Source organism: Candidatus Endolissoclinum faulkneri L2, assembly GCF_000319385.1.
Lineage (GTDB): Bacteria > Pseudomonadota > Alphaproteobacteria > Thalassobaculales > Thalassobaculaceae > Thalassobaculum > Thalassobaculum faulkneri.
In genome coordinates this window covers 616,210-633,260 of sequence record NC_019566.1, presented here as the reverse complement: position 1 = coordinate 633,260, position 17,051 = coordinate 616,210, and the positions used below count along the sequence as shown (strand labels likewise).

The 17,051-nt window shown below is 35.2% G+C and carries 11 protein-coding genes; 1 reads left to right on the top strand and 10 read right to left on the bottom strand.

The genetic code is table 11. From position 1 onward, the window contains the following. Positions 1–158: 158 nt before the first annotated feature. The 4 genes from mltG to fabG form a co-directional block, all read right to left on the bottom strand. Positions 159–1,151 carry an endolytic transglycosylase MltG gene (gene mltG / locus A1OE_RS01955; protein WP_015088376.1) on the bottom strand — a complete coding sequence of 331 codons (993 nt, stop codon included), beginning with the start codon at positions 1,149–1,151 and terminating at the stop codon, positions 159–161. Then, positions 1,148–2,413, bottom strand: a complete 1,266-nt coding sequence (gene fabF / locus A1OE_RS01950) for a beta-ketoacyl-ACP synthase II (RefSeq protein WP_015088375.1) — start codon at positions 2,411–2,413, stop codon at positions 1,148–1,150. The genes mltG and fabF overlap by 4 nt, the downstream gene beginning before the upstream one ends. A gap of 65 nt (positions 2,414–2,478) precedes the next feature. Next, the gene (locus tag A1OE_RS01945; protein ID WP_015088374.1) at positions 2,479–2,715 is read right to left on the bottom strand and encodes an acyl carrier protein; all 237 of its coding nucleotides are present in this window, start codon (positions 2,713–2,715) and stop codon (positions 2,479–2,481) included. 168 nt (positions 2,716–2,883) lie between these two features. Further along, positions 2,884–3,624: a 3-oxoacyl-[acyl-carrier-protein] reductase gene (fabG, locus tag A1OE_RS01940; protein ID WP_015088373.1), complete on the bottom strand. Its 741-nt coding sequence runs from the start codon at positions 3,622–3,624 to the stop codon at positions 2,884–2,886. A gap of 4,124 nt (positions 3,625–7,748) precedes the next feature. Here fabG and A1OE_RS01935 point away from each other — a divergent pair. Then, positions 7,749–8,231, top strand: coding sequence for an RNA pyrophosphohydrolase (locus A1OE_RS01935; RefSeq protein WP_015088366.1), 483 nt, complete (start codon positions 7,749–7,751; stop codon positions 8,229–8,231). Positions 8,232–9,931: 1,700 nt separating this feature from the next. Here the strand turns inward: A1OE_RS01935 and atpC are convergent. The 6 genes from atpC to A1OE_RS01905 all read right to left on the bottom strand — a co-directional run bounded on the left by atpC (position 9,932) and on the right by A1OE_RS01905 (position 16,913). Further along, positions 9,932–10,222, bottom strand: coding sequence for an ATP synthase F1 subunit epsilon (atpC, locus tag A1OE_RS01930; protein WP_015088363.1), 291 nt, complete (start codon positions 10,220–10,222; stop codon positions 9,932–9,934). A gap of 69 nt (positions 10,223–10,291) precedes the next feature. Continuing rightward, complete coding sequence (gene atpD / locus A1OE_RS01925; protein ID WP_015088362.1) at positions 10,292–11,707, bottom strand: F0F1 ATP synthase subunit beta; 1,416 nt, start codon at positions 11,705–11,707, stop codon at positions 10,292–10,294. Positions 11,708–11,754: 47 nt separating this feature from the next. Beyond that, positions 11,755–12,639 carry a F0F1 ATP synthase subunit gamma gene (locus tag A1OE_RS01920; RefSeq protein ID WP_015088361.1) on the bottom strand — a complete coding sequence of 295 codons (885 nt, stop codon included), beginning with the start codon at positions 12,637–12,639 and terminating at the stop codon, positions 11,755–11,757. 49 nt (positions 12,640–12,688) lie between these two features. Beyond that, positions 12,689–14,224: a F0F1 ATP synthase subunit alpha gene (gene atpA / locus A1OE_RS01915; protein WP_015088360.1), complete on the bottom strand. Its 1,536-nt coding sequence runs from the start codon at positions 14,222–14,224 to the stop codon at positions 12,689–12,691. Beyond that, on the bottom strand, positions 14,224–14,775 hold the full coding sequence (locus A1OE_RS01910) for a F0F1 ATP synthase subunit delta (protein ID WP_015088359.1): 552 nt from the start codon (positions 14,773–14,775) through the stop codon (positions 14,224–14,226). Before A1OE_RS01910 ends, atpA begins: the two co-directional genes overlap by 1 nt. A gap of 917 nt (positions 14,776–15,692) precedes the next feature. Continuing rightward, on the bottom strand, positions 15,693–16,913 hold the full coding sequence (locus A1OE_RS01905) for an argininosuccinate synthase (protein WP_044283231.1): 1,221 nt from the start codon (positions 16,911–16,913) through the stop codon (positions 15,693–15,695). Positions 16,914–17,051 lie beyond the last annotated feature (138 nt).

Genomic DNA, 17,051 nt, shown 5'->3' with positions numbered 1-17,051 from the left:
ACAAGCAAGATTTAGCCTTTTAGTTTACTGAAGTATAACCCTAAACATTATATATTGATTAATAAATTTAGTATGTATTATTTCTCTCCAAAAAGAGGCAAGCATTTGATGGTCAATCCAAGATAATTTCGCATTATAATAATTATATAAGCCGTATGCTAAATGTTTTTCTTTTGCTGTTTTCGCCAATCACGAACATTACGGTTGTGCCCAACTAAAGTATTGGAGAATGCATGTCCACCAGTACCATCTGCAACGAAATAAAGATAATCTGTTTTTGCAGGCTGTAGCACAGCTACTATAGAAGCTACTCCTGGATTAGCTATAGGCCCAGGTGGTAAGCCAGCGATGATATAAGTATTATATGGAGTCTGTTCTCTTAAATCGCTTTTATTGAGCGGGCGACTGAAATATTTACCCCTTGAAATGCCATAAACTACAGTAGTATCTGCCTGTAACCGCATGCCAAATTTTAAACGATTAACAAAGACGCTTGCTACCAGCGGTCGCTCAGCCTCTACCTTTGTCTCCTTTTCTACAATAGAAGCCAGTATTAAAGCTTCCTTAGGATTGGCTATTGGTAAATTTTGGTCACGTTTTTTCCACAAGTCATGGACCTTCTTATCCATCGCAATACGCATGCGATTAACAGTATCGGCTCTTTTATCGCCATAAGCGTAATAATAAGTTTCAGGTAATAGTGTTCCTTCCAATGGAATATCATGAATTTCGCCATTCAACCCTTCAGTTGCGTTTATTATGGCTACTACCTGAATACTAGAAAGCCCCTCTGCCACAGTTAGATGATGAACGACCGCTATTCCTCTTTCTAAAATTTCAAATACACTTTGTTGGCTAACGGCGGCGGGAAAAGCAAATTCACCAGCTTTTAAGATTCCAGCCTTACCAGTTACTTCAGCTACTAACGCAAATACACTAATATGACTAATCACCCCCGCTTCCATGAGTCTGCAAGCAATTGCCTTAATGCTTGAACCAACAGGAATAACGACATTAGTTTTAGCAATAAGAGGGCCAGGTTGAGTAAATTCAGTCCAAAACCAGAAAGCGACTCTAGTAAAAAATGCCAACGAGAACAAAATCCATGCTAAAAAAAATAGCCTGCTATCATTTTTTGCTCGCTTAATCACAACACTTTAGAAAAAATAAGAGAAGCATTAGTACCACCAAAACCAAAGGAATTTGATAAAGCAGTACGGACTGGACGTTCGCGTGCCTCATTCGGTACTAAATCCATACCATAAATTCCCTTAGAAGGATTATTCATGTTTAATGTAGGAGGTACAACTTGATCACGAATCGACAATACTGAGTAAATTGCCTCCACTGCGCCGGCAGCACCTAGCAAGTGCCCAATTGCTGATTTGGTAGATGACATGGAAACGGTAGCAGCGGCATCACCAAATAGACGCTTCACTGCTCTAAATTCGGTAGCATCACCCAAAGGCGTAGAGGTGCCGTGAGCATTAATATAATCAATCTGATACGGTGATATCTTCGCTCGCTTCAATGCAGCCTTCATAGCTCTAAATCCTCCATCCCCAGCATAAGATGGAGCGGTTATGTGATAAGCATCAGCAGATAATCCATAACCAATCAATTCAGCATAAATAGTCGCATCACGCTTTTTAGCGTGCTCGTACTCTTCAAGCAAAACCACTCCAGACCCTTCCCCCATCACAAAACCATCACGCCCCTCATCCCAAGGACGTGATGCCTCTTCAGGTGTATCATTATAACCAGTAGACAAGGAACGAGCAGCTGCAAAGCCAGCCAAACCAAGTCGACCAATCGCAGCTTCTGCTCCGCCCGCAACCATAACGTCAGCATCATCCAAAGCAATTATCCGTGCCGCATCGCCGATAGCATGAGCCCCTGTGGCGCAAGCAGTCACCACTGAATGGTTTGGCCCTTTAAAACCGTACTTAATGGAGACATGACCAGAGACCAAGTTGATCAGTGCAGCCGGAATAAAAAATGGGCTAATCCGCCGCGGGCCGCGCTCCTGTAACAGGACAGCAGCATCAGCGATGGTTGTTAATCCTCCAATGCCGGAACCGATCATTACCCCTGTTCGTTCCTGACTCTTGGCATCTGTTGGTTGCCATCCAGAATCTTCAATGGCCTGTTGTGCAGCCACTAAACCAAATAAAATAAAACGATCAATCTTGCGCTGCTCTTTAAGTTCCACCCAATCCAATGGATCAAAACCACCCTCATCCTTAGTTCCTGCGGGGACCATACCGGCAATTTTTGCTGACAAATCAGAAACGTCAAAACTACTGATTGCCTTGATGCCGGATTTACCGGCCATCAGACGATCCCAGTTGGTTTCAACACCGCACCCCAACGGACTAACTATCCCGAGACCGGTGATGACGACGCGTCGCATTACATCATTCATTTACAACTTCATGAAGCGAGTAGACGATAAAGCTCTAGGCTTTAACAGTCGAATCAACCTTCCTGACTTTTAATGAAGTCGATTGCGTCTTTGACATTTAAAATTTTTTCAGCAGCATCGTCTGGAATTTCGCAAGAAAACTCTTCCTCAAAGGCCATGACTAGCTCAACGGTATCCAAACTATCGGCGCCTAGATCATCAATAAAACTGGCATCTTCTGTTACCTTTGTCTCGTCAACACCTAAATGTTCAACGACGATCTTTTTAACTCTCTCAGAAACGTCAATCATAACCTAAACCTCTGATTTATCTATATTACTAGAGCTTTTACCACTTAGTTATCCGCCCCAGCGTAAAATTCGAACAACTAGCGATATTTGGATCAGCGGGCTGTAAGATAAGTTTTTTTTGCTAAAGACCAGAAAACTCAATTTTTTTACAAGCCAATTGCAATTACTTTACAACATCGCCATTCCACCATTAACATGAATGGTAGCACCAGTGACATAACCAGCTTCTTCACTAGCTAAATAAAGCACAGAAGCCGCAATGTCATCCGTTGTACCTAATCGGCCAGCAGGAATGCTTTCCAAAAGTTTCTCCTTTTGCTCATATGGAAGCGCATCAGTCATCGCAGTAGCAATAAGTCCTGGGGCTACGACGTTTACAGTTACACCTCGACTTGCCACTTCTGCGGCCAGTGCTTTAGAAAAACCAACCACGCCCGCCTTAGCAGCAGCGTAATTTGCCTGACCAGGATTTCCTGTTGCACCGACAATTGACGAAATGCTGATAATCCGACCCCAACGCTTTCTTATCATACTGCGGATTAAATTTCTGGATAAACGAAAGCCCGAAGTTAAATTGATAGCAATTACTTGGTCCCAATCTTCATCCTTCATACGTATCAGCATTTGATCGCGAGTAATGCCAGCGTTATTTATCAAAATATCTACGGGTGCACCGACAGTTGCTTCAGCTGCCTTTGGTAACCCATCCACAGCATCAGAGTCACCCAAATTACAGAAGACTATAGATACACGATTACCTAGCGCGGCTGCTTTTTCCTCTAATACTATCTGACGAGTCCCAGACAGTACCACATGAGCACCTTGTCTATGCAGATTTTCGGCGATAGCAAAACCAATACCGCCGGTCGCTCCAGTCACCAAAGCGATCTTGTCGCTTAAATCAAACATAAATTTCTCCAGTTACATTAGCTATCAGAGCACAAAAAAGCAGACGACATGCCAATAGCAAGATTATCAACTAATTTATCAATACATTTCATTGTATATAACAGCCTTCTATTAAATAATAGTTCATCAATAAGCGGCTAATGTTATAGTTGTTAAAGCCATCTATCGTCTTGCGATACCCTACATTAGGCAACCAATTACTCGATTAAATGAATACTGATCTACAATATTGTTTTAATTAAGAATTGATCGCACTAGTAATTAGCTGATGTTGCTGAAATTTGATACGAAAATCATAATTTATTAAAACCAAATAGTAAAAATTAGTGGCCTAAAAGTTTTTTTTGCATATACTATAACAGCTGTCCTCTAGATAGATATATGTCAATTACATTGGCATGGTGGGAAAACAATATCTAGCTAGCGATATTGTTTTAGTGTTGCAAATTGATTGCAGTGCGACAACTAATAGTTAATTGCAATCTCCTAAATGAGATTTAAGTTATTGTCGATTGTAGATTAAGCATAGACCCCCTCAGCGCGAGGATTAATATTTGTTACTAAATCACAATAATCTTATGACAATCATCAAGATAACTGTATACAAAAATATCTAGCATTTAACTAACTGTTGTCCTTTATGTAATTATCCATTTAGTATAGAGCATTGCTCCATATAAATTACTAAAGTAAAATATAACTATATGTATTATTTTTATATTTATAAATATAATTTAAGTAAATTTTACGTAGAACGTAAGATAATAACGTATTGATCTTTTTTATTTGATAAGCCGGAATTTTTAAAATTCTTTAGTAAAAGCAACCGTAATTCTTTTTTTATATATATAAAACCAGTAATTCAAGCCATACTTTCTAAACGCATAAATCAAGAATAATAAACCTAGTATATTTAGTACTAAGTAAATCATCAAACTTAATTTATCCTTACAAGATAAAAATAACAGTTTAGTCTAAAGAGAAAAACCAATAATATTTTCTATCTCGCCATGAATCTTATGCAATTCTCAATCTCAGATTGAGATCAATTATCTCATCCTAACAGTTAAAAACTGATAAACTAAGTAATTTTATTATTAAAATTAAATTACTTAGTTTATCTTGATTATCAAAATAATACATTAATGTATATTGTAAAATAATTTATATACTAGATAAAATGTAATTAATACTAATTAATTTCCAATTAGCTTTAATTACAGATTAGATTGAATAGCAAAAATATTCTCTAAGGTCTAGAAAATCATTATACTTAGAGAAGTAATTGATTAAATAAAGTTAGGTAATCAGCGTTCTATCTTTATAACCTAGCATTAATATTAGAATATTTAATAAGTGCAGATTTTAATAGGTTTTGTTCGTTAGCAAAGAGGGTAAATGGAGATTTAAAACAATGCATTATTAGATTTAGCTTCTATTTATTTAGATACAAAAGCAATATATGGAATAATCAATTTAAATTATACATAAAGATTAATGTACTTATTAAGTATAGGTTTAATTGTCAATCTGCCAATAGCATTAACTAGCTTGTTTAAAGCTATAGACGATTAAAAATTAAATTATTTTATGAATATTGCTGATAACCATACTGAATTATTAACCTAAGACATAAAGTTTAAATACTTTCTTATAGAATACTAAAGTACTCTAATGATTAAGTATTCGTTAGTATCAAAATTAAGCATATTAAAAAATGCAGCTTACTGTCCTAATAGGACAGTACACCAAAGTATAAACAACACTTTATCGATAATCGGTGCATATAACAATATGCGATCAATATAATTGAATAAAGATTAAGAATCTAATTATTATTTGCTTAAATTAATAATTATATTAGAATTATTCTATATAATTGTGAATTTTATTTCATAGATATTAAAAATCTTTTTCTATATAAAAATTCTGCTAAATATTATTTTATAGATATTTAACTATAACTTGCTAACTAAAAGCAACCCATTATTTTTTTGTACATTGAGTTAATTGTTTTAAAAAAAAAAGATATTCTAGTTTAGAGATAGAGTGTGAGCAATATCATCAATCGCAAATGGACTATAATTTAAATCTATGCGCTAGAAACTAATACCTAATAGACGCTCATTGTTTTTATGATGTTTATGTCAGATAATTAACTATAAATAGAAATCTGTAAAAAGAGCTTTGCTGTAAAAAATTAATTAACATTCTTTTGTACAGACATTGAAATTATTTAATCATTATTGTATAATTTATCAATTATCGTATTAGTAGTATTGGCTGCTTTTAATAATTAATCTAAGTTTAAAGAGCGCTATGAGAAATACCATATTAATTTGAATAAAAATTGAGTACTTATTTTTATTTGCAGAATTGTTTAAGATAAAATTTATCAAATAATTCAACACATTCGTGATATAACACTAATCAAATGACTAATCAACGCAAGTTTTAACTACTGCATCCCCATTAAAGCACCTCTAGCATACATAATTATCAAGATAATATTGTTTTTTTTCATAGCAACAATAAATTTTAAAAGCATCTTAGTCCAAAAAGTATAAATAGCTCTATAAAAGTCTTTTCATCAAAAATATCAATCAAGCAGCCAGCAACTCTTTTGATGACGAAGAAACCATATTTAATGCCCTGCACAGAAGGTATGGTGTGTTATGATAGATTTCTCTTCGTTGTTACAAATAAAAATACAAAACGAGGTCAACATGCACAATACAATTGTGTATAGATCGATCCGATATACACCATTTTAATAATCAAATTAATCAGCAACAATAATTATGCCATAAATAGCAATAAAGTATAATTCTTACTATGAGGCATAGTATAGAAAAATTTGAGGTCATATGACCACAAGATTAATATTTAACTTAAAAAACATAAGACTATTTTATAGTCAATATTGTTTTTGGTAGAATGTTTTGCTGTTAATGAGGAGAATACTCCAGTACACTTAATTGCAGCATGTAATCTAATACGATATCAAATTCCATTGAAAATGATGGCGTTACACCAAAGAAGCAATCAAGTTTGAAAAATTACGAAAAATTAACCCAAGACGGGCTATGACTTCTCAGTATAGCAAGTTATATTTATAGAATGATTTAACGAAAAAAATAGATCTTAGTTTATTACTAAGAATATTTAATATTATTAATACAAACATTGTAGAGTATCGTGATTTATCTGACCTGCATCATTCAACTGATTAGGGAAGATGATCAGCTTATAGTTTAATTTATATAAATTAGCACTTATTATAAAAACAAAAAATTAACCTAGAACTGCTAAGATATTGCATAACAGGTTGAAATATTAAGAATACATTGGATGCTTTTATCATTATTTAAGAGAATTAAACTAGCTATTATTAATAAAAAGCAATTAGGCTACCCATTTGCAGAGCAACATAGGAAACTTAATAAAGATTAACTAAATCCCTACCTTAGGTCCCTCTGTATTGAGCAAAAATCTCGCGATAGTTTCGAGTTAATTTAAAAAATTATAGTTAAATTATACTCAGATTGAAAAAAAACACACAAGAAATCACTTGCTTATGCTCCGTAAGTTTTAACCTAACATTAGCTGTCTCGCTTGACGGATATAAAGCCACTTTGATTCCATCCTCTCATCAACAAGAGCAAAAAAAAACATGCGATGATTGAACATCTTAGGGCATTGAAAGCAATGTTAAATCAAGCAAAAATAAGCATAATATCTATATTACAAACCAAATATCTTTCTAAATCACTAATATTGTTAAATATCTTCTCATAGTTAGATGATAAAGCGTTAGATCACCAAGAATTATTAACATTTATAAATTATTGCGCACAACACAAGCAATATACTGGCTATATCAAAGGTACACTGATCTAATTATTAGTAAAAATCATTTCTGAAAATTACGAAGTAATATGAAATAAATATTCTCTAAATGCATGAAATGTTATTTTAAATGTAGCAGATGTTCACATCATTGTCATAAAATGTACTCCATACTACTAAATCATGTACTATTAGTGATATATATAGATACAACAATCCTTAGTTTAGCTTTTTTTAGCATCTTTTGCCCAACCTCAGACTAAATTAGGTATTTTATGATAGAGCACACAGATTTTCGTTTATCTATTGGTATTGTACTATTTAATGATCAAAAAAAAATTTTTCTTGGCAAGCGCATCGACATTGACAACGCTTGGCAAATGCCTCAAGGTGGAATAGATAAAGGTGAAACTCCATACCAGGCAGGTCTACGTGAACTTGAAGAGGAAATAGGTACCAAGCAGGTTGAGATTGTTGCTGAAACCAGGGACTGGATAGCCTATGAATTTCCAACTAACTTAGCAGGTACAGTCCACAAAAAATGGCGAGGTCAAATACAAAAATGGTTAGCTTGTAAGTTTACTGGTACGACAATTGATATCAACCTTCAAACTGAATATCCAGAGTTTGACGATTGGCAATGGGTCGACATCAACTGCGTTACTGAATTGATTGTGCCATTTAAGCGTGCAGCTTACCGAAGAGTTATGAGTGAGCTTACTCCAGTAATTTATTGTACAAGTTTCAAAGAAGAATGATTAAACCTTTTGGCTAGATATACTATTTTGTATATAATGGAATATTGGTCTCAGAAAAATATAATTAATCCATTAAATGGTATCTTTGCTGGTAAAGCGCTATTTTGGAATTATGAAATTTACTGAAAAAATGTACCTTAATTGTCAGATAATATCAGTATACTTTGTAAGGTGCTTGATTCTGCTAAGGAATTACAAAATAGTAAATTATTTATAAATAAAATAGAAAAGAGTATTTAGTATTTGCCAAATAGTATGTTTTATGCAGGTGATCTTGATCAAACACAAGTTGATCATTTTTATCCCAACTCTGCGGCTAAATAATTGGTTATTTAAGCAAGAAGCAATATGATTCTTTTGTTTAAAGATTTTTATTTTATTCTTGAAAAATCAAACTAATTGATTTTTCATTAATTAACTAAAATATGGCATTGATTAAGTTGACTAATTTAAATTAGTTTGCTTGTCTTTCTTTTTACCTCTAGTTAAAGAAATAGTAATTTTTATTATTAAATTCTTCTGATGTTATTTATATCATAATTCAGTATTGTTTTTTTTCATAATCTCTTCTCCTGGTATAGCTTGTGAAGTAGTTAGTTTTTTGATAAAGCAAATTACAATACAGCAATATTTTATTAAAAGTGCTTGTATGAAAAAAATTAATAAATAAATAATCGCTTATCAACAAACCTTAGCCTATATCTCTCTTTTTTTGATGCTTTAGCCTGAGAGATATTGCTTTAATGTTATACTTTTCATCGTTATAAACAATACTTTATAGTCGTTCAGCAACTAAGATTAGAGTAAAGCAAATAGTCAAAAATTAGCAATAATTAAACAAGAATTGTTCTCTATATTTATTAATCAAAGTAATCATATAATAAAAATATATTCTTAATGTTATAAAAGAAATACCCATAATATATAATTTAAAGCGATAGATTAGACTTTATTTACAAAAATAATTAAGTTAGTTTGTCGTTAAAGATTATATTATTTTAATACGCTTAGCAGGAATAATATTTTAACTAAATCATATTAGCAAAACTGCTTTTCTTAAAGTTTGAGGTAACAGCTTCACTTAGAAGGGATTAATAAATCTAAACTTTTGTAGTGTAATAAGCATTAAAGTTATATCTTCCAGGTAAAGAAATAGATATCGAGTGGTCAATTAGTAATTATAATTACTAATTGACCAGATTAATCAAAGCCGGCGCATTTTGTAATGCGTGTATTATAAATAAAGAACAAGTAAAATTTTTGAGCTTAAAATGAGTTACAGAAAAAGTCATACGATATCAGGATAAAATGTTAGCATTCTGTAGCGTAAGATGCATTTTATCAATGCTAAAAATCAACAATAATTATATTCTAAAATATTGTTGATTTAAAATTGCTTTTTTGAGCAAAGATAAAGATCTAGCGTCTCGACCACAAGACTAATTGATGAACTGCAGTTCGCAATCAACATCACTTCAGTCATGCCAGCCTAGTGATCAAATTTTTGCTTTTGATTTATTAATCTCAAAAATCTCAGCATAATAGATTTAAAGAACTAAAAACTAGCCGTAAAAATTTTACTACTGCTTATTGTTAAATAAATTTATGTTATCTACCTTTATTAGGCAAACTTGCTTACTAAACTAATTGAGTTTTCATTATCTTTTTTTACTGAAAGATGTAACAGATTATACAATAAATTAATCTAAATTAACAGAATTATTGTCATTAAATGATATATCACCTTCTGTTAATACTGTACAGCGTTTTGGTGTTACCTCTACTAGACCACCAGTGATAAAGATGCGTTTAACCACAGAACCATGTTTATGTACATCAATCATACCAGCACTCAGAGTAGAAATTATTGGTATGTGGCGTGGTAAAACACCAAAATAACCAGCTGTTCCAGGAACGACTATCATCTCTGCTGAACAGCTAAGAATTATTCGCTCAGGGGAAATAAGTTCGAATTGCGTAGTATCAGACATACCAAGTATCCTTTTATCGTATCAAAAATCATACTTGTGCTTAATAAATTAGCATCTTATTGAGCATATCTAGCTACCATTTTTTTTAGACTTTTCGATTACCTCTTCTATATTTCCTACCATATAGAAAGCTGACTCCGGTAAGCTATCATACTTACCTTCAACTATTGCTTTAAAGCTACTAATAGTATCGTTTATATTAACTAACTTTCCCTTTGACCCAGTAAAAGCCTCTGCAACATAAAATGGTTGGCTAAAAAAACGTTGAATCTTACGGGCTCTTGTAACAATAAGTTTATCTTCTTCAGATAGCTCGTCTATACCCAAAATAGCAATAATATCTTGCAGCGATTTGTATTGCTGTAGTACTTCTTGCACACGCCGTGCGACATTATAGTGCTCATCACCGACTATTCTTGGATTCAGCATCTGAGAGGTAGAATCAAGCGGATCAACCGCCGGGTATATACCGAGCTCGGCAAGCGAACGGTTTAACACTGTAGTTGCGTCGAGGTGTGTAAAAGATGTAGCTGGTGCTGGATCGGTTAAGTCATCGGCAGGCACGTAAATAGCTTGTACAGAAGTTATCGAGCCTTTCTTTGTTGTAGTAATCCTCTCTTGCAACTGACCCATATCAGTAGATAACGTAGGTTGATAGCCAACTGCGGATGGGATACGACCGAGCAACGCTGATACCTCTGAACCTGCCTGAGTAAAGCGAAAAATATTATCTACAAAAAATAAAACATCTTGACCTTCCTCATCGCGAAAGTATTCTGCTATAGTTAAACCAGTGAGTCCAACACGAGCACGGGCACCAGGCGGCTCATTCATTTGCCCATAAACTAGAGCTGCTTTAGATTTCAAACTATTTTTCACGATAACACCAGACTCAACCATCTCGTGATAAAGATCATTACCTTCACGAGTACGCTCGCCAACACCTGCGAATACCGAATAACCTCCATGAGTCTTAGCTACATTATTAATAAGTTCCATGATAAGTACAGTCTTACCAACGCCAGCACCACCAAATAGGCCAATTTTACCGCCTTTAGCGTAAGGAGCAAGTAGGTCAATAACCTTGATACCAGTAACCAATATCTCTGCTTCAGTAGATTGATCGATGTATTCTGGAGCATGACGATGAATTGGATAACGTATCTTAGACTTAATTGCAGGACCGCCATCAACAGTATCACCAACAACATTCATAATACGACCCAGGGTTTCTTGACCTACTGGGACGGTAATCGGAGCACCTGTATCTTTTACAAGGGATCCGCGAACCAAGCCTTCTGTTTCATCCATAGCTATAGTTCTAACAGCATTTTCTCCCAAATGTTGGGTAACTTCAAGAACTAATGTATTACTACCATTTTTAGTTTGTAAAGCATTCATTATCGCAGGTAAGGTACCATCGAATTGCACATCAACCACAGCACCTATTACTTGTTGAATTCGACCGATAGCATTGTTTGTCATGCTTGTAGCTCCTTAGCTTAAAATGCGGGTGCAAGCTTTCAAAATCACTAAAGCGCCTCAGCTCCCGAAATAATCTCGATCAATTCGTTAGTTATATAGGTCTGACGTGTACGATTGTATTTAAGTGTCAACTTACTAAGCATATCTTCGGCATTGCTAGCAGCCTCATCCATCGCTGTCATCCGCGCACCATACTCACTAGTAGTATTTTCAAGTAAACAATTAAATATTTGAGCGGTTAAATTGCGCGGAAAAATAGCTGACATAATTGATTCTTCATTCATCTCAAACTTATAAATAGCCTTCAGTGAATTAATTTCTTTTTGATTATTGCAGTCCGACAAGCTAATTGGGATTATTTTTTGCTCAGTAACTATTTGGGTTATAACTGAATGGAATTTATTGAAAAATAACGTCGCTACATCAAAATCATCTTCTTCGTAACGTCTAATTAACTCGTGACAAATATTTTCTGCTAGTTTAAAATTAGATACAGGACTAGCAAGATTTTCATTAAATGAGATAATTTTATCGCCATGAGTTCGACAAAGTTGCTCATGTCCCTTTCGACCTATAGTTAGAACCTTAACGGTGTTGCCCTTCGCGACTAACGCATCAATCTTGCATCTTGCCGCACGCGTAATTGACGAATTAAACCCACCGCATAAACCATGATCAGCGGTGAAAACAACAACAAGATGAACTTCTTCACGACCATTGCCAATTAATAACTTAGGAGCATAATCATTAGACAAACTAGATCTCACGACAGCAAACATGCGATCCATACGCTTAATATAAGGGCGTGCAGCCTCAGCAGCCTTTTGGGCATGCTTCAGTTTTGATGCCGCAACAAGCTTCATAGCAGAGGTAATCTTTTGTGTTGATTTAACGCTGTTGATCCTAACTTTTAGCTCTTTAAGATTAGGCATAATCCTCTTCCAGATATATTAGACAACTTAGATCAAAGCAAATGCTCAATTAAACAAAATTATTAGCAAATTTACCTATAAAAGAAACAAGTTTAGCTGATGTATCATCAGACAATCCGTTCTCAATGCGTATAGTTTCTAGAATGCTTGGCATTTTGCTATTTATCTCAAACAAAAGTAATTGCTCAAATCGGCTAATATCAGCAATATGAATATTATCAAGAAAGCCTTTAACACCAGCAAAAATCGATATTATTTGTTTCTCTACCGGCATCGGATTAAACTGTGCTTGTTTCAATATTTCAGTCAAACGAGCTCCACGAGCAAGAAGACGCTGAGTGGAAGCATCTAGATCAGAAGCAAACTGTGCAAATGCAGCCATCTCGCGATATTGGGCTAGTTCCAACCTAACAGATCCAGCAATTTGCCGCATTGCTTTGATTTGAGCGGAAGAACCGACACGCGAAACCGATAGACCGACATTAACCGCAGGTCGTATTCCTTTATAAAACAAATCAGTCTCAAGAAAGATTTGACCATCAGTTATTGATATAACATTAGTTGGGATATAAGCTGATACATCACCTGACTGAGTTTCAATAATGGGCAAAGCAGTTAATGAGCCAGCTCCGTTAGCATCATTTAATTTTGCTGCACGCTCAAGCAGCCTAGAATGAAGATAAAACACGTCTCCCGGATAAGCTTCGCGTCCAGGTGGGCGCCGTAACAACAAAGACATCTGCCGATAAGCAACCGCTTGTTTAGATAGATCATCATACACAATTAGAGCATGCATGCCATGATCGCGAAAAAACTCTCCCATAGCACAACCTGCATAAGGGGCCAAGAACTGTAGTGGCGCTGGCTCTGAAGCGGTAGCAGCGACAATGATAGAATAGTCCATTGCACCATGATCCTTCAGAGTTTTTACAATATGAGCTACCGTAGAGCGTTTCTGACCAATCGCTACATAGATACAGAACATTTTTTTGCTCTGACACTCACCTGCTGCATCATTGATGCTTTTTTGATTGATGAAAGTATCGATGGCGATAGCGGTTTTTCCAGTCTGTCTATCTCCTATAATCAATTCACGCTGGCCACGACCAATTGGAACCATAATATCGATCGCCTTCAATCCAGTTTGCATCGGCTCATGTACAGATTTACGTGACATAATTCCAGGCGCTTTCACCTCAACACGCTTACGTTTAACATCCACCAATGGACCATTTCCATCAATTGGATTACCTAAGCCATCAACAACACGACCAATTAAGCCCATGCCAACCGGCACATCCACTATAGCGCCGGTACGTTTTACAGTATCACCTTCTTTGATTTCACGGTCATCACTAAAAATCACGACACCGACATTATCTGACTCAAGACTTAAAGCCATACCTTTAACGCCATTTGGGAACTCAACCATTTCACCTGCTTGAACCTGATCAAGACCGTATATGCGCGCAATTCCACTGCCAACAGACAAAACTCTACCTACTTCCGCTACTTCAGCACTCATATCAAAGTTTGCGATCTGATCCTTTAAGATAGAAGAAATCTCGGAAGCACGAATTCCCATCAGCTAAACCCTTTCATAGCAAAACGCAAACGACGCAGTTTAGTGCGAAGTGAAGTATCAATCATACGTGACCCTACACGCACTATCAAACCACCTATCAGTGATGGATCAACCTTAAGATCAAATAATGCCTTTTGTCCAACTCTTTTGTACAAAGCATTAGCCAATGTCTTGATATCATTTTCGGATAAAGGCACGGCAGAAATAACCTCTGCGGCTACTTCACCGCGCTGCTGTGCTAGCTTTTCAAGATAAGCGTTTATAATTTCTGGTAAAACGGATAATCTACGGTTATAGGTTAATGTTTGCAAAAAATTTGATGTTAATTGTTTGGCGCAAAATTTTTCACAAATCGCAAGCACCCCTTTAGTCTGATCTTTACAAGATAAAATTGGCGAATAAATCAAGTAAACAAAGGCCTGACTCTCGGCAATTACGTGACGCAAAGAAGTAAAATCTTCGGCTAAGCCATCTAAAGATTTTTGTTCGTCAGCCAACTCATACAGCGCCAAAGCGTAGCGAGCAGCAATATTCTTTAATTGTGAAACCACTGTAAAATGCCCATTCGTCTTATTTTGCTATCGCAACAGGATACGTTAAAATTACTTAAACTACCAAAAAGCAGTTTGCTCGAACAAAAAAATCTACCTAACAAATGGTATGATCTTTAGCGTAAAAAACCCTTACCACTACAGATCTATTGATCCTATGGCAGAGTAAAGCGTGAAAAAGCGTGATTTTAAACTCATCTCGAATTAGTTCTATTTTATAGTCCTAATTTCTGATTGAATTAATAAACCTAATAAAACAGGTTAATTATTGTACCAACGAATAAAATTTCAGGCAATTCGCTATTTAGCCTAACCATAGATCAAGTAATATGCCATTTTCAAAATGGCTTAATTTAAAATATATAATACTAAGTCACGTTAACAGTGCAAAAAATATTAATGACAGGCAATTTATTTTTCATTTTTTGTGTAGAGCTCATAAGGCGATTACACGTTAAGTGTAATACATTTAGGCTTGAGGTTGTTAGTTTTATTGTATGCAAAACGCGTAAAAACCCTTTGTGTATAAGAGTACATAGCGTATAGTGCGCTTTTTAACAAAAAAATGATTGTAACTTTTAGTAACCAAGCCATGCTAATAATAGCATTAGTTGTATCGAATAAATAAATGATTTTACTATAAATTTATAAGTGAAACATTAGAAATTATAAACTTTCTTGAAAAGCTAATGGAAGCAGCACAATCATCAATTGAATTATAATTATGTAAAATAGGCATCGACAATTGTTAAACTGTAATAATTCCTCTTTCTAAAAGAAGCAATATTATTAAGCAATAAAAACATCTAAAAATTAAACTCTTGTCAAAAGACAACAAAAAAATCTAAATGCGCTTTTTTACATTAAAATAAAAATCGAAATAAGTAAAAATACCAGTCATTTTGTGAATAGTTGAATCATGATTGCAGCATCTTTTTTAAGCGCAGACGCAAAGCATTTAGTTTTATAAATCCGGTTGCATCTTTATCATTATAATCAATCAAATTACTCTCTTCAAAGGTTACCCAATTAGCAGAGAATAGGCTATTGGCTGATTTGCGGGCAATAACCACTGCGTTGCCTTTGTAAAGCTTCATTGTGACCGTGCCAGTCACTGCATACTGACTAAAATCAATGGCAGACTGTAGCATCTCCCGTTCCGGAGCAAACCAAAATCCATTGTAAATAAGCTTAGCGTAACGAGGCATAAGCTCATCTTTCAAATGTCCCATTTCACGATCCAGGGTAATGCTCTCAATGGCTCGATGTGCAACATGTAGAATTGTACCACCTGGAGTTTCATAAAGTCCGCGATTCTTTAGTCCAACAAAACGGTTTTCTACAAGATCAAGACGTCCAATGCCATTCGCGCTACCTAATTCATTAAGTTTTAGCAATATGCTCGCTGGACTTAATCGTTTGCTGTCTATAGATACGGGATCTCCATTTTCGAAGCCAATATCCAGTATAGTCGGCTTATCCGGTGCATCTTCCGGTGAAGTAGTATTAGACCAAATATAGTCTGCGGCTTGTATCTCAGGATACTCTAACACTTTTCCCTCGGAAGAAACGTGTAACATGTTAGCGTCTAAAGAAAATGGCGTTGCACCGCGCTTATCCGTTTGTACTGTAATATGGTATTTTTCCGCATAATTCATCAATGAAGTTCGTGATCTTAAATTCCATTCGCGCCAGGGAGCAATAATTTTAATGTCCGGTTTTAATGCATAATAACTCAGCTCGAAGCGCAACTGATCGTTACCCTTGCTGGTAGCTCCATGAGCTACAGCATCCGCGCCAGTTTCGTTAGCAATCTCAATTTGACGTTTAGCGATAAGCGGACGAGCAATTGGTGTACCTAACATATAATTCCCTTCGTAAAGCGTGTTAGCACGTAACATTGGAAATACAAAATCACGTACAAACTCTTCGCATAAATTTTCTACATATACCTCCTTAACGCCCATAAGTTCAGCTTTTTCTCGAGCCAATTCGATATCTTTTCCCTGGCCGATGTTAGCAGTAAAAGTCACAATTTCGCACTGGTAAGTATCCTGCAACCAGCGTAGAACAATGGAAGTGTCTAGCCCGCCAGAGTAGGCAAGAACAATTTTTTTAACAGACTTCTCATAAGACATTGATTGCTAAATAATTCCTTATTTTCATATAGATTAAACTTGATGCAGCAAACATTAGAAGTATAAATTCGCTGTGAACTATTTACTTCCGCAACAGCTAAACAAATTAGTTTATTTAGTACTAAAAACTTGCTTGCT